This window comes from Brevundimonas sp. NPDC055812 (genome assembly GCF_053616535.1).
Window position 1 is genome coordinate 368,576 of record NZ_JBSHDX010000001.1, and the last position, 13,227, is coordinate 381,802.

The 13,227-nt window shown below is 68.0% G+C and carries 14 protein-coding genes and 1 riboswitch; of the genes, 9 read left to right on the forward strand and 5 right to left on the reverse strand.

Annotated features, from left to right (window positions below; translation table 11 throughout):
- Positions 1–50 precede the first annotated feature (50 nt).
- From ruvC to ruvB, 3 genes are read left to right on the forward strand one after another with little or no spacing between them, the layout of a single operon-like run.
- Positions 51–563, forward strand: a complete 513-nt coding sequence (gene ruvC, locus ACWGL1_RS01765) for a crossover junction endodeoxyribonuclease RuvC (protein ID WP_291777299.1) — start codon at positions 51–53, stop codon at positions 561–563.
- Positions 560–1,186 carry a Holliday junction branch migration protein RuvA gene (ruvA, locus tag ACWGL1_RS01770; RefSeq protein ID WP_452111015.1) on the forward strand — a complete coding sequence of 209 codons (627 nt, stop codon included), beginning with the start codon at positions 560–562 and terminating at the stop codon, positions 1,184–1,186. Before ruvC ends, ruvA begins: the two co-directional genes overlap by 4 nt.
- Positions 1,187–1,199: 13 nt before the next feature.
- On the forward strand, positions 1,200–2,231 hold the full coding sequence (gene ruvB / locus ACWGL1_RS01775; protein WP_291777293.1) for a Holliday junction branch migration DNA helicase RuvB: 1,032 nt from the start codon (positions 1,200–1,202) through the stop codon (positions 2,229–2,231).
- 6 nt (positions 2,232–2,237) lie between these two features.
- On the opposite strand, the gene ACWGL1_RS01780 is transcribed toward ruvB, so the two are convergent.
- Both ACWGL1_RS01780 and ACWGL1_RS01785 read right to left on the reverse strand, forming a co-directional pair.
- The gene (locus ACWGL1_RS01780; protein WP_341023373.1) at positions 2,238–3,083 is read right to left on the reverse strand and encodes a ribokinase; all 846 of its coding nucleotides are present in this window, start codon (positions 3,081–3,083) and stop codon (positions 2,238–2,240) included.
- Positions 3,080–4,015, reverse strand: coding sequence for a nucleoside hydrolase (locus tag ACWGL1_RS01785; protein ID WP_452111016.1), 936 nt, complete (start codon positions 4,013–4,015; stop codon positions 3,080–3,082). The genes ACWGL1_RS01780 and ACWGL1_RS01785 overlap by 4 nt, the downstream gene beginning before the upstream one ends.
- 113 nt (positions 4,016–4,128) lie before the next feature.
- On the opposite strand from ACWGL1_RS01785, the gene ACWGL1_RS01790 reads away from it, so the two are divergent.
- Positions 4,129–4,800: a DsbA family oxidoreductase gene (locus tag ACWGL1_RS01790; RefSeq protein WP_452111017.1), complete on the forward strand. Its 672-nt coding sequence runs from the start codon at positions 4,129–4,131 to the stop codon at positions 4,798–4,800.
- A gap of 130 nt (positions 4,801–4,930) precedes the next feature.
- Here the strand turns inward: ACWGL1_RS01790 and ACWGL1_RS01795 are convergent, their stop codons facing one another.
- Positions 4,931–5,770 (reverse strand): hypothetical protein, encoded by an 840-nt coding sequence (locus tag ACWGL1_RS01795; protein ID WP_452111018.1) that lies wholly within the window; start codon positions 5,768–5,770, stop codon positions 4,931–4,933.
- 690 nt (positions 5,771–6,460) lie between these two features.
- On the opposite strand from ACWGL1_RS01795, the gene ACWGL1_RS01800 reads away from it, so the two are divergent.
- Positions 6,461–7,666 carry a reverse transcriptase domain-containing protein gene (locus ACWGL1_RS01800; RefSeq protein WP_452111019.1) on the forward strand — a complete coding sequence of 402 codons (1,206 nt, stop codon included), beginning with the start codon at positions 6,461–6,463 and terminating at the stop codon, positions 7,664–7,666.
- A 131-nt stretch (positions 7,667–7,797) separates the two neighbouring features.
- Here the strand turns inward: ACWGL1_RS01800 and thiC are convergent, their stop codons facing one another.
- Positions 7,798–9,705, reverse strand: a complete 1,908-nt coding sequence (gene thiC / locus ACWGL1_RS01805; protein ID WP_452111020.1) for a phosphomethylpyrimidine synthase ThiC — start codon at positions 9,703–9,705, stop codon at positions 7,798–7,800.
- A 68-nt stretch (positions 9,706–9,773) separates the two neighbouring features.
- A riboswitch (TPP riboswitch) is annotated at positions 9,774–9,883 on the reverse strand.
- Positions 9,884–10,156: 273 nt separating this feature from the next.
- Between thiC and ACWGL1_RS01810 the strand changes: the two genes are divergently transcribed.
- Positions 10,157–10,819: a cysteate racemase gene (locus ACWGL1_RS01810; RefSeq protein WP_338576780.1), complete on the forward strand. Its 663-nt coding sequence runs from the start codon at positions 10,157–10,159 to the stop codon at positions 10,817–10,819.
- 13 nt (positions 10,820–10,832) lie between these two features.
- On the opposite strand, the gene ACWGL1_RS01815 is transcribed toward ACWGL1_RS01810, so the two are convergent.
- On the reverse strand, positions 10,833–11,117 hold the full coding sequence (locus ACWGL1_RS01815; RefSeq protein WP_291777266.1) for a hypothetical protein: 285 nt from the start codon (positions 11,115–11,117) through the stop codon (positions 10,833–10,835).
- A 93-nt stretch (positions 11,118–11,210) separates the two neighbouring features.
- Here ACWGL1_RS01815 and ACWGL1_RS01820 point away from each other — a divergent pair, with 93 nt between their 5' ends.
- The 3 genes from ACWGL1_RS01820 to ACWGL1_RS01830 are packed head-to-tail and all read left to right on the forward strand — an operon-like array spanning position 11,211 to position 13,217.
- Positions 11,211–11,993, forward strand: coding sequence for a ribonuclease T2 family protein (locus ACWGL1_RS01820; RefSeq protein WP_452111021.1), 783 nt, complete (start codon positions 11,211–11,213; stop codon positions 11,991–11,993).
- Between the two features lie 46 nt (positions 11,994–12,039).
- Positions 12,040–12,417, forward strand: a complete 378-nt coding sequence (locus ACWGL1_RS01825; RefSeq protein ID WP_346486038.1) for a hypothetical protein — start codon at positions 12,040–12,042, stop codon at positions 12,415–12,417.
- A 17-nt stretch (positions 12,418–12,434) separates the two neighbouring features.
- On the forward strand, positions 12,435–13,217 hold the full coding sequence (locus ACWGL1_RS01830) for a hypothetical protein (RefSeq protein ID WP_452111022.1): 783 nt from the start codon (positions 12,435–12,437) through the stop codon (positions 13,215–13,217).
- The last annotated feature ends 10 nt before the right edge of the window (positions 13,218–13,227 follow it).

The window sequence follows — 13,227 nt, forward strand, 5'->3', positions numbered from 1 at the left end:
CCAAGCACCCGGTCATTGTTCGCTAACCCTCTTTGGGGCAAGAGGAACGGATGGCGAACGAAACGACTCGGATCCTAGGGCTGGACCCCGGCCTGCGCCGCACCGGCTGGGGCGTCATCGAAAGCGAAGGCAGCCGTCTGCGCTGGGTCGCGCACGGCGTCGTCGCGCCCAATGAGAAGGCGCCCTTCTCCGAGCGGCTGCTGCATCTGCTGGAGCAGGTGGGCGAGGTCTGCGCCGCCTATGGTTGCGACGAGGCGGCCATCGAAGAGGTCTTCGTCAACGTCAATCCGGCCTCGACGCTGAAGCTGGGCCATGCGCGGGCGGCCGTCATGCTGGCCCCGGCGCGGGCGGGCCTTTCCGTCGCCGAATACGCCCCGAGCCTGATCAAGAAGGCCGTGGTGGGGGCCGGTCAGGCCGACAAGAGCCAGATCGCCTTCATGGTCAAACGCCTGCTGCCCGCTTCGGGCGATGTGAAGGCCGACGCCGCCGATGCGCTGGCCGTGGCCGTCACCCACGCCCATCATCGCCGATTCAAGGCGGTCGCGGTGCGAGGCGCGGCATGATCGGCCGTCTGCGTGGAATTCTGGCCGAGGTCGGCGAGGCGGAATGCCTGATCGACTGCGGCGGGGTGGGCTATATCGCCACCTGCGGGGCGCGGACGCTGGGCCGTCTGCCCGCGCCGGGCGACGAGACCACCCTGTTCATTCACAGCCAGTGGAGCCAGGATCAGGGGCCGCGCCTCTATGGCTTCCTGACCCGCGACGAGCGCAAGGTCTTCACCCTGCTCCAGACCATTCAGGGGGTGGGACCGAAGGCGGCGCTGGGGGTGCTGGACATCCTGCCGCCTGCCGAACTGGCCGCCGCCGTTGCGCGCGAGGACAAGGCCGCCGTGGGCCGCGCCAACGGCGTGGGGCCCAAGCTGGCCCTGCGCATCGTCACCGAACTGAAGGGCAAGAGCCTGAGCGACGGCGTCTTCGCCCCGACCGCGCCAGGCGTCCACGCCGAAGCCGCCGTCATCGCCCCGCCGCCGCCCAGCGTCACGGGCGAGGCGGTCGCCGCCCTGCTGGGTCTGGGCATCGCCGAGGTCAACGCCCGCCGCGCCGTGGATCATGCGCTGACGAAGCTGGGCGAAGACGCCGAACTGCCGCTGGTCATCCGCACGGCCCTGCAGGAGCTGGGACGATGAGCGAGGTCGCTGCATGACCGACGACCGCATCATCTCGCCTGCGCCCGCGCCCGGCGAGCAGCACGACCGCGCCCTGCGGCCCCAGACCCTGTCCGAGTTCGTCGGCCAGTCGGCGGCCAAGGGCAATCTGAAGGTCTTCATCGACGCCGCCCGCGCGCGGTCCGAGGCGCTGGACCACGTCCTGCTGTTCGGCCCTCCGGGACTGGGCAAGACGACGCTGGCGCAGATCGTGGCGCGGGAACTGGGCGTGGGTTTCCGCGCCACCTCCGGCCCCATCCTGGCCAAGGCGGGCGACCTCGCGGCCATCCTGACCAACCTCGAACCGCGCGACGTCCTGTTCATCGACGAAATCCACCGCATGGCCCCGCAGGTGGAGGAAATCCTCTATCCGGCGATGGAGGATCATGTGCTGGACCTGATCATCGGCGAGGGGCCGTCGGCGCGCAGCGTGCGCATCGACCTGGCGCCCTTCACCCTGGTCGGGGCGACGACGCGGGCGGGCCTGCTGGCCACGCCGCTGCGCGATCGCTTCGGCATTCCCCTGCGGCTGGAGTTCTATACGCCCGAGGAGCTGACGGCGGTGATCCGCGGCGCGGCGCGCAAGATGGGCGCCGCCATCACCGAGGACGGGGCCATGGAGATCGCCCGCCGCGCGCGCGGCACCCCGCGCATCGCCGGGCGCCTGCTGCGGCGGGTGCGGGACTTCGCGGACGCGGAAGGAACCGCCATCGACCGGCTGGCGGCGGCGCGGGCGCTGGCGCGGCTGGAGGTGGACGAGGCCGGGCTGGACAGCCTGGATCGCCGCTTCCTCAAGGCCCTGATCGAGAACTACGGCGGCGGGCCGGTCGGCATGGACACCCTGGCCGCCGCCATCGCCGAGGCGCGCGACGCGGTCGAGGACGTGATCGAGCCCTATCTGCTGCAGCAGGGCTTCATCCAGCGCACGCCGCGCGGCCGCATGGCCTGCGCCCGGGCCTATGAACATCTGGGGCTGGAGACGCCGCAGGCGCCGCCCGCCGCCGCGCCGGACCTGTTCGGGAAGTAGAAGGCCCTACCCCGCCATCAGGGCCTCGACCTCGGCGCGATCGCCCAGCGACGGCTGCGCCCCCGGCCGGGTCGCCGCCAGCGCCCCGGCGGCGCAGGCGAAGTGAAGCGCGGCGTCCGGCTCCATGCCTTCCAGAAGGGCCACGGCGATCGCCCCGACGAAGGCGTCGCCCGCCCCCACCGCGTCCACAGCCGTGATGCGCGGCGGCGTGGCCCAGGCCATCGCCACCCCGCGCCGATACATGACCGCTCCGCGCGCGCCCTTGGTCACGACCACCAGCCCGCCGCCGACGTGCAGGGCGTCGCCGTAGAAGGCGGCCTCCGTCTCATTGACCACCAGCAGGTCGGCGCGGCGCAGCAGGGCCTCCGACACCGGCGCGGCGGGCGCCAGGTTGACGCAGACGAAGTCCGTCGCCCGGCCCACTGCCGCCTCCACCGTCTCGATCGGCAGCTCAAGCTGGGCGATCAGCGGCGTCTCGATCCGGGCGGGCAGTTGCTCCGGCGTGACGAAGTGGTTGGCGCCGGCGGCCACGGTGATCTGGTTCTCGCCGGTCGGATCGACCGTGATCAGGGCCACGCCGGTCGGGGCGGCGAGGTCCGTCTCCACCCCCGACAGGTCGACGCCGTGGGCCAGCATCAGGGCCACCGCCGCGCCCGACATCTCATCATCGCCGACCCGGCCGATCAGGCTGACCTCGGCGCCCAACCGACGCGCGGCCAGCGCCTGATTGGCGCCCTTGCCGCCGGGATGGCGCGACAGGGTCGCCCCCGTCACCGTCTCGCCCGGCGCAGGCAGGGACGGCGCCGCCGCCACCATATCCAGATTGATCGAGCCGACGACGGTGATCCTCATGCGCCTTCTCCCAGCCTCTGCGTGATCAGGGCGAAGATCCCGGCCGCGTCGGCCTTGGTCGCCCAGAAATGGTTCGCCCCGGCCGCATCGACGCGGAACTCGACCGCCGTGTGGCCTCGGGTCAGGTCGCTGTCCGTCTCCACCGCGATGCCGCACGGGGCCAACTCGAACAACTCCGGCTTCAGCAGCCAGGCCACGGTGCAGGGGTCGTGCAGCGGCCCTGCATCCCAGCCGACCACCTGCCGCTCCACCCGCTGGGAGAAGCGCAGCATGGCCGCCGCCGTGCGGGCCGAGGCCGTAGGCAAGGCTTCGATCGCCGCGATCCGTTCCTCGGTTGCCCGCACCTGATGGGTGGCGTCCAGCCCCATGACGATCATGCGGCAGCCTGAAGCGAAGACCTCGGCCGCAGCGTCCGGGTCGGCCCAGATGTTGAACTCGGCCGAGGCGGTGATGTTGCCGCCCTCGGACCGCGCCCCGCCCATGACCACGACCGGCCCCAGATGCGCCGCCAGCGCCGGTTCAGCCCGCATGGCCAGCGCCAGATTGGTCATCGGCCCCATGACGGCCAGCGCCACGGAACCCGCAGGCCGCGCCATCACCAGCCGCACGATGGCCTGCGCCGCCGCGCCCTCAGCCGCAGGCGCGGCGGGCTCGAACGGGATCAAGTCGCCCAGCCCCTCAGGCCCGTGGAACTCGCCCGCCCCGGCCGGGTCGCGGCGCAGGGGGCGGTCGGCGCCCGCAAACACCGGCACGTCCTCGCGCCCGGCGATCTGGCGCAGGATGCGGGCGTTGCGCGCGGTCCTTTCGGCGCTGACATTGCCCCCGACCGTGGTCACGGCCAGCAGGTCCAGGTCAGCAGAGGCGAAGGCGGTCAGCAGCCCCGTGGCGTCGTCCACGCCGGGGTCGCAATCAATGATCAGGCTCTGTTTCACCGATCCGGTGTGCCGGTTGGCAGGCCGTGAATCAATGCCCGGCGCGCCTTGCCTCCTTCCGCCGCGCGCCCATATGCTTCGTCACACACGCTGTTCCAGAAAGCCCCGCCGCCATGACCGACGCCGCCCCGCTCAAGCCGCTGAAGATCGAGTTTGTCTCCGACGTCATGTGCCCGTGGTGCGCCGTGGGGCTGGGCGGGCTCGAACAAGCTTTGGAGCGTCTGGAAGGCGAAGGGATCGCCGCCGACATCGCCTTCCAGCCGTTCGAGTTGAACCCCGACATCGCGCCCGAGGGCGAGAACATGGGCGAGCACCTAGCCCGCAAATACGGCTCCACCCCCGAACAGTCGGCCGCCAACCGCGCCGCCATCACCGCCCGCGCCGCCGAGGTCGGGGTCGAAATGAACTTCCGCGACGACAGCCGCATGTGGAACACCTTCGACGCCCACCGCCTGCTGCACTGGGCCGGTCTGACGGCGCCGGACAAGCAGGCGGCGCTGAAGCACGCCCTGTTCGGCGCCCACTTCACGCAGGGCCGCAACGTCTCGGACGCGGGCGTCCTGACCGAGGCGGCCGAGGCCGCCGGGCTGGACCGCGCCGAGGCCGCCGAGGTGCTGGCGTCCGGCCGCTATATGCAGGAGGTCCGCACCGCGCAGGCCCTGTGGCGCGCGCGGGGCATCACCTCGGTCCCCGCCGTGGTGGTGGAGGACAAATATCTGATCTCCGGCGGCCAGCCGACGCAGGTGTTCGTCGACGCCCTGCGCGAGATCGCGGGCAAGGCGTAGTTTCCTTCTCCCCTTGTGGGAGAAGGTAGACGGCGAAGCCGGACGGATGAGGGGTGTGAGCGCCCCGTTTTCCAATCAGCCCGAGGGAGAGAAGGCGCTTCATGTCGCGCCGACACCCCTCATCCGGCCCTCACGGGCCACCTTCTCCCACAAGGGGAGAAGGATCGGGAAAAACAGAGTCCAATTCGTCTGAATCGTCTGAAATCGCCCCCTCTCCTTCCGGCGGGAGACGGGCGCTGAGGGCGTTGATGCGGGCCTCGACAGCGCGGCGGCCGAGCAGATCGTCGGGGGCCAGACGGGCGGCGTCGCGGGCGACGGCGGCGACCGCCTTCATGTCGGCTTCCAGCGTGTCGAGCGGATCGGGCCGGGGCGCCGGGCTGGGCGCGGGCGGCGGGCTTTCCGGCTCGGCGGCGGCCAGCAGGGCCGGATCGGTCAGCGCCCGCCAGGTGCGCAGCCACGACGCCGCCTCGGCCGCCCGGCCGCGCCGCACCGCCCGGTTCAGCCGCATCAGGGCCTGAGCCGCCATCGCCGCCAGATCGGGGGCGTCCGCCGCCTCATCCTCAACCGGATCGTCCTCGTCGGGCCACAGATCCGGGTCGCCCGCGTCGCAGCGGCGCCAGCCCTCGCGCGCAGCGCGGGACCGCAGCGTCCCCAGCTTCAACCCATAGCGGTCGCAGACCGCCTCGGCCGTATCCCCGGCCAGATAGTCGCGCCGCGCCGCCGCCCAGACCGCCTCGGAGCGGACGCGATAGCCGTCCCGCGGCGCCGGGTCTTCGTAGTAGTGGCCGCGCCCCGCGTCAGCCGTCTCGGCCCGCTCGGCGGTCGAGGGCCGCACATGGTCGGGGATGTAGGTGGTGTCGCCGTACTCGTCCTGCTCCCACCGCCCGGAGGCGATGATGCGCGGCGCCTCCTCATGCCAAGCCTGCTCGGGCCAGTCCTTCTCCCGCCCGCCCGAAGCCTGATCGTCCATCGCGCCGCCTCCTGCCTGAAAGGCGGAGGATGGAGGACGGGTGCGTCAGGATCGGACGGGTGATCGCGGAGAAACAGGCTTGTCAGAGGGCTTGAAGGGTCCTCGACGGAGAAATCGCCATAGTCTTGACACCCACTGTAGCGCTTCCCATTTCAGGACTGGTCCGAAGCGAGTTCCTGCCGAGGCCCCTTGTCACCTTCGATTGCGTCGCTTGTCGCGTGCGAGAGCACTGTGGCGGGAGGCGCGAACGTCGTCACGGATACCTCGTCGCCCCGCGCGTCAGGTTCCGGGTCGATCTGCAACGGAGGATGCGAGATGCTTGGAAGCTTAAATCAGAGCCGAGCCATCTGCTTAGACGACCAGGGCGCGCGAAACGGGTCCGCGATTCGCGCTAGGATTGAATTACGTTCACGATTTGTTCTTAGCGAGCGAGTCGGGGGGTGGTTGAAATCTGCGATGGCAATCCCCATCCTCTTGGGGATCACGGTGACGCTGGGTCTCCAAATCGATTTCCGATTGGACCTCGCGAGCTGTAACATCGGGAAGGCGTCGCTTGTCGCGTGCGAGAGCACTGTGGCGGGAGGCGCGAACGTCGTCACGGATACCTCGTCGCCCCGCGCGTCAGGTTCCGGGTCGATCTGCAACCCAGCGAGCCCCTAAGGTGCTATCTGAGCCTTAGGGGGGAGTGCAATGGGCGGTCGACGGCTACCAAATTCACTGAGTGAGGCTTCACTTAAGGCTGTCTGGAATGACAGTCGGGACAGTCGCGTCTCTAGAGCGGGCGCACCTGGCGTTGATGGTGTCTCGGCCTCAGATTTTTCTAGGCGATTGGCACCAAATCTCCATCAAACAAGAGAGGCTCTGCGAAAGGGGCACTTCTCGTTCAGCCCTCTCCGAGTTTGCACTGTCCCCAAGAAGAACGGGGCAAAGAGGATCATTGCGGTCCCCACGATTCGTGATCGTCTCGTTCAGCGAGCGATCTGCCTTCACCTTGAGAATGACAAACGCTTCCCCAAAACGCCTTCAGTTGCCTATGGGTTCGTAAAAGGTCGATCGCTTGCGGACGCGCATCGCAAGGCTCTAGAATATAGAAGATTATCGCCTTGGGTGCTTCAAACGGACATTGTCAGCTTTTTCGATCAGATTGATCGGGCCGATGTTCTGAACGCAATAAAAAGAAGCGTAAGATCTAAAATAATCGCTGATCTTATTGTCAAAACGGCCAACACTGAACTCGACTACTCTGATCCTTTGACGAGCATTTTGACGAAAAGCGCTGGGATCAAAAAAGGTCGAGGGCTCCGGCAGGGTATGCCCTTATCTCCGGTGCTCTCAAATGTGGTTATGAGGGATGTTGACCAAGGCATTGATAGGGCAAAACTCAAAGCCATAAGGTATGCAGATGACATCGCTGTTTTCTGCGATTCTCAGGAAGAGTGCGAAGCTGCATTGGAACTGATCAAAGGCTTGCTTAAACCTTTGGGCTTGAAAATTCCGCCTCTCGATAACTCAGGAAAAACGACAATCACTCCAGCACGGAAGGCGTGCGAGGTGCTCGGAGTTGAGCTTCGCTTCGTCGGAGAGCGTTATGAGATGTATGCGCCTCGAACTCGACTGAGCGCCATAGAAGCAAATTTCGACGAAATCGCTACCGCTGAATATTGCATTGAGAACAAGCTAAATCTGGCCCGCATGCTTGCGCATTTTGATGCGGTAGCGCGAGGTCACAAACATTCTGTCGAAGGTCTAGGTAATGCTGACGATTTTCGAGCGCGGGTCGATGCTCTGCATCGAAAAGCAGTCGCCAACCTGCTCAAATCACTGGTGGGAGAAAAGGCATTTGCCGAACTCACCGATCAAAAATTGGCAGTCCTAGGTGTAAACGCTTTTCCTTGAACTGCTGAGCACTGGCTTCCGGGTCGATGGAGGACTTCATTGTCAGCGCCCCTACGCGAGCATCGGACGCGAAGTTAGCTTGAAGCCGCCTCGCGTCCATAGTCCTACTTTCGGCGTGACCGGGGCGCTGGCTACACCTTCACCTCAATCTCCCCGCCCCCGGCCCTGAACTTGGCGCTCATCTCGGCCATGCCCGCCTCGGCGTCCGTCAGGCTGGCGCCCGCGTCGTTCTGGGCCTTGGCGGCGTCGCGGATGTCCTGGCTGATCTTCATGCTGCAGAACTTGGGGCCGCACATGGAGCAGAAGTGGGCGGTCTTGTGGGCCTCCTTCGGCAGGGTCTCGTCGTGGAATTTGCGGGCGGTCTCGGGGTCCAGGGAGAGGTTGAACTGGTCCTCCCAGCGGAACTCGAAGCGGGCTCTGGAGAGGGCGTCGTCGTGGGCGCGGGCGCCGGGGTGGCCCTTGGCCAGGTCGGCGGCGTGGGCGGCGATCTTGTAGGTGATGACGCCGTCCTTGACGTCCTGACGGTCGGGCAGGCCCAGATGCTCCTTGGGCGTGACGTAGCAGAGCATGGCCGTGCCGAACCAGCCGATCATGGCCGCGCCGATGGCCGAGGTGATGTGGTCATAGCCGGGGGCGATGTCGGTGGTCAGCGGCCCGAGCGTATAGAAGGGCGCCTCGTGGCAGTGCTTGAGCTGCTCGTCCATGTTGGCCTTGATCTTGTGCATCGGCACGTGGCCGGGGCCTTCGATCATGACCTGGCAGCCCTTGGCCCAGGCGATCCTGGTCAGTTCGCCGAGGGTGCGCAGTTCGGCGAACTGGGCCTCGTCGTTGGCGTCGGCGATCGAGCCGGGGCGCAGGCCGTCGCCGAGCGAGAAGCTGACATCATAGGCGCGCATGATGTCGCAGATGTCCTCGAAATGCTCGTAGAGGAAGCTCTCCTTGTGGTGAGACAGGCACCACTTGGCCATGATGGAGCCGCCGCGCGAGACGATGCCCGTCACCCGCTTGGCCGTCATCGGCACGAAGGGCAGGCGCACGCCTGCGTGGATGGTGAAGTAGTCCACGCCCTGTTCCGCCTGTTCGATCAGGGTGTCGCGGAACACCTCCCAGGTCAGGTCCTCGGCGACGCCGTTCACCTTCTCCAGCGCCTGATAGATGGGCACGGTGCCGATGGGGACGGACGAGTTGCGGATGATCCAGTCGCGGATGTTGTGGATGTTGCGGCCCGTCGACAGGTCCATGACGTTGTCGGCGCCCCAGCGGGTGGCCCAGACCAGCTTGTCGACCTCGTCATCGACGCTGGAGAGGACGGCGGAGTTGCCGATGTTGGCGTTGATCTTCACCAGGAAGTTGCGGCCGATGATCATCGGCTCGACTTCGGGGTGGTTGATGTTGTGCGGGATAATGGCGCGGCCGCGCGCGATTTCCTGACGCACGAACTCGGGCGTGACGAAGTCGGGGATGGCGGCGCCGAAGTCTTCGCCGTCGCGGATGCAGGGGGCGGTCTGTTCGCGGCGCAGGTTCTCGCGGATGGCGACGTATTCCATCTCGGGCGTGATGATCCCGGCCTTGGCGTATTCGTACTGGGTGACGGGGCGACCCTCGACGCCCTTGAACACGCGGTGGTTGGAGACGTCGAAGCGGGGGGCGAGGTGGCGGCCAGCGGCGTGGCCGTTGTCCTCGGGCTTGACCTCGCGCGGGTTCAGGACGGGTGCGATGTCGCCACGATCCAGTTGCCACGACGACTTCACGCGCGGCAGGCCCTTCTTGATGTCGATGGTGACGGACGGGTCGGTGTAGGGGCCGGAGCTGTCATACATCGTCACCGGCGGCTCGTTGGCGCTGGGGTGGACGGCGACCTCGCGGAAGGGGACGCGGATGTCGGGGAAGAGCTCGCCCGCGACATAGACCTTCTGGCTGCCCGCGCGGGGGCCGGTGGGGATGGTGCCGTGCTCGGCAGCGACCTGCTTGCGGGCGTCGGCCAGGGCGACATCGACCTGCGGCTCGTGCGGTTGTTCGTTGGAAACGTGGATATTCATTTGGCGGCCTCCTGCGAGAAGAGGTCCGCCGGCGCGGTTTGAGCGCCCTCTACGCCGGACTTCGGGCGTCGAAAGCGGTGAACTCGTCCCTTCGCCGGCATGACCCGGATCAGGTTCGACGGGTCAGAGGAGAAACCTCAATCTCAGCCGCTCGATTGCGACCCCCCGGAGAACGCGACAAGCCTAGCCCGTTTGCGGGGCGGGTCAAGCGAAGCGATGTGGGGAAGAGAGGGGGCGGCCCGGCTTCTCAGTCGGGGGGGCGTTAAGGCCGGGCCGCCGCAGACTTCGTCGGGGTTGGGGGGGCGTCCGACGTGTCCGATTGCACAATCCCCGGCCGCGCGGTTGGTTCCGCCCGTTTCAGCGTGTTAACGCTCTTTGTCGAACAATAATCATTTTTCCCTCTGCGCCTGTTTTACTTGGGGTCGCAGGGGTTCAGCAGGACAGTAGAAGCATGGCGCGCGTTCTGGGCGTTCTGGGCGGCATGGGGCCGGCGGCGACGACAGCCTTTCTGGCGCGGGTGCAGGCCCTGACCCCGGCGACGGGCGACGAGGACCACATCCGCATCATCGCCGACATCAACCCCCAGGTGCCCAATCGCCATACTCAGCCCGAGGCGGCGGGCCGGACGCTGGGCCAGATGGCGCGGGCGCTGAAGACGGCGGGCGCGCAGGTGCTGGCCATGCCGTGCAACACGGCCCACGCCCATGCCGACGCCATCCGCGCGGCGGGCCTGCCCTTCATCGACATGATCGCCGAGACCGCGAAGGCGGCGGGCGCGACCGGAGCGCGACGGGTCGGGGTGCTGGCCACGCCGGGCGCCTCGCGCCTCTACGCCGAGGCCCTGGCCGCCCAGGGGCTGGAGAGGGTCGCCCCCTCCCCGGCCGAGGGCGAGCGCTTCATGCAGGTGGTGTTCGGGGTCAAGGCCGGCGACGTCGGCGCAGACCAGCGCGCAGCCATGCGCGACCTGGCGAAGGCGCTGATCGCGGCGGGGGCCGAGGCGGTGATCGGCGGCTGCACCGAGGTGCCGCTGCTGCTGGATCAGGGCGATGTCGAGGCGCCGCTGATCGACTCGGCCGAAGTGCTGGCGCAGGCGTGCGTCGCGGCGTGTCGCTGAGAGGATCAGAGACCTAGTCCTCCGCCTTCCTGCCCATCAGGGGCGACAACAGGCTGTTGACCTCGTCCATCTGGCCGTGGCCGACGGCGGCGCGTTTCTCCAGGGCGGCGGCGCGCACCGCCAGGGCGCGAGCCTTCTCGGCGCGGGGATCGTGCTCCGGCGCCGAGGCCAGGGTCGGCAGACGCGCCTGCAACTCCGCCAGAAGGTCGTCGAAGCGCGCCTGGTTCATGGTCTCGCCCTGCTCGAACAGGGCGATGGCTTCCTCGAGGGCGGCTTCGAAGGCGGCTTGATCGGGCATGGACTCATCCTCTTATGCTTACGCTTATCAATGAGCGGGGCCGGGCGCCGGTTCCGCCTTGGCCGTCGATCACGCAGGGTTTACGAGACCGCCATGCGCCCTCTTTTCGTCTCCGCCGCCCTGATGGTCCTGCTGACCGCCTGCACCGCCTCGCAGGAGGCGACGCCGGAGCGGACCGAGGCCGCAGGCGCCGTCTGCGACGTGCCGGACGACCTGCGCCCCGCCCGCCCCTATCGCATCCCGCAGGGCGAGGCAGCGCCGGACGTGCCGGTCGCCTTCAACATGCTGGCGGTCAGCTGGTCGCCTCAGGCGTGCCGCAGCGGCAAGGACTATCCCGACGAACGCTATCAGTGCGCCGGCAACCAGTTCGGCCTGACCCTGCACGGGCTGTGGCCCAACGGCGCCGACAACAGGCACCCGCGCTACTGCGCCGCGCCCGGTCCGGCCATTCCGGTCGAGACGGTGCGGCGGCATTTCTGCATGACGCCCTCGCCCAGCCTGCAGCAGCACGAGTGGGCCGCGCACGGGACCTGCGGCTGGGACAGCCCCGAGGCCTATTTCGCCCAGGCGGCGAGGATGTGGGACGGACTGAACAAGCCGGACCTGGAAGTCATCCCGGCCCAGCGCCTGACCGCCGGCGCGATCCGCGACGCCTTCGTCGCCGCCAATCCCGGCTTCCCGCGCGACGGGGTCTTCATCGCCACCACGGACGGCTGGTTTCGCGAGGCGCGGCTCTGCTATTCCAAGGACTATCGGCCGATGCGCTGCCCGCGCGGCCTGGGCGCGCCGGATCGCGAGCGGCTGAAGCTGGCCCCCAGAGGCGTCCAGACCGGCGCCCAGACCGGCCTCCGGCAAGGCGCGCAAACGGGCGGTTAACCAAAGCAGGGTCAGGCTGCGGCTTGCTGTTTCGCTCGAGGCCGTCATGTCGACCATGCTGACCCAGTCCCGCCGTCGTTCCAGCGACCATTTCCAGCCCGAGGACATGGAGCCGCAGGAGCAGCGCCGCCTGCGCGGCCTGCTGGAGCAGATCGACTACGCCGCCTATGTCGCCAACCGCGAACTGATCGGCCACGCCCTGGCCCAGGTCGACGTCGCCGCCTTTCAGAAACTGGCGGTGCTGACGGCCCAGGCGCGGGCGCGCTGGGGCGCCGAGGCCATCCGCCTGGCCGAATCCGGCGCGCCGGCCACCCCCGATCAGGTCGCCCGCCTGACCGCCGCCCGCACCGCCTATGACGAACTGAGCGAGGCCTTCGACGCCCTGCGCCGGATGGTGGAGCGGGGCTATCTGCCGCTGAAATAGCCAAGAAGGCCGACCCGATGCGCGCGATCATCCTGCTCGCCCTGCCCCTGCTGCTCGCCGGGGCGCCCGCCCAGGCGCAGGCGACGGATGGCTGGGATATGGCCCAGACCGACAAAGGGCCGAGCGCCAGCATCAGCTATGAAGGCGGACAAAGCCTCATCCTGCGCTGCTTCAACAACAGACTGGAGGCCCTGCTGGTCGGCTTTCCTGTCGAAGCCGCTCCCGGCCTGCGGCCCCTGACCTGGACGCAGAACGGCCAGGAGGAGCGTCAGACCTGGATCAACATCCCCGGACAGGCCGTCATGGCCGCCATCCGGCCGGGCCGCGTCGCCCGATTGTTCCACCAAGGCGGCGACCTGATCATTCATCCTTCATCCACGACCCCGGTCGAGCCGGGACGGCCCCGAGAGCGCCTCCGACTGCCTCTGCCTTCCGACAACAGCGCCATTGGCGCGGTCCGGGACGCTTGCGGGACAGACCCGGACTCAGCGCGTGACGGCCTGCTGGAGACCGAGCCTTCGTTCTCTCGTCCAGCCAGTCTGGGGGAGATTTGGGCCTCCGCTCCTGCGCCCGCCTATCCATCCCGAGCCATGCGACTGAGCCATGGGGAAGTCATCTATAGCTGCATCGTCGCCGCGCAGGGCGCTCTGGAAGACTGTTGCATCGAAACGGAAAATCCCGCGAATGCGGGCTTCGGAGCCGAAGCCCTTAAAGCCTTGCATAGAGCGCGCCTGCGGCTGGGACATGGCGTGGAGCCGGGGCGACTGACGGTCAGCCGCCTAGCCTTCTCCTTACGCTAGGGCTTCGTTT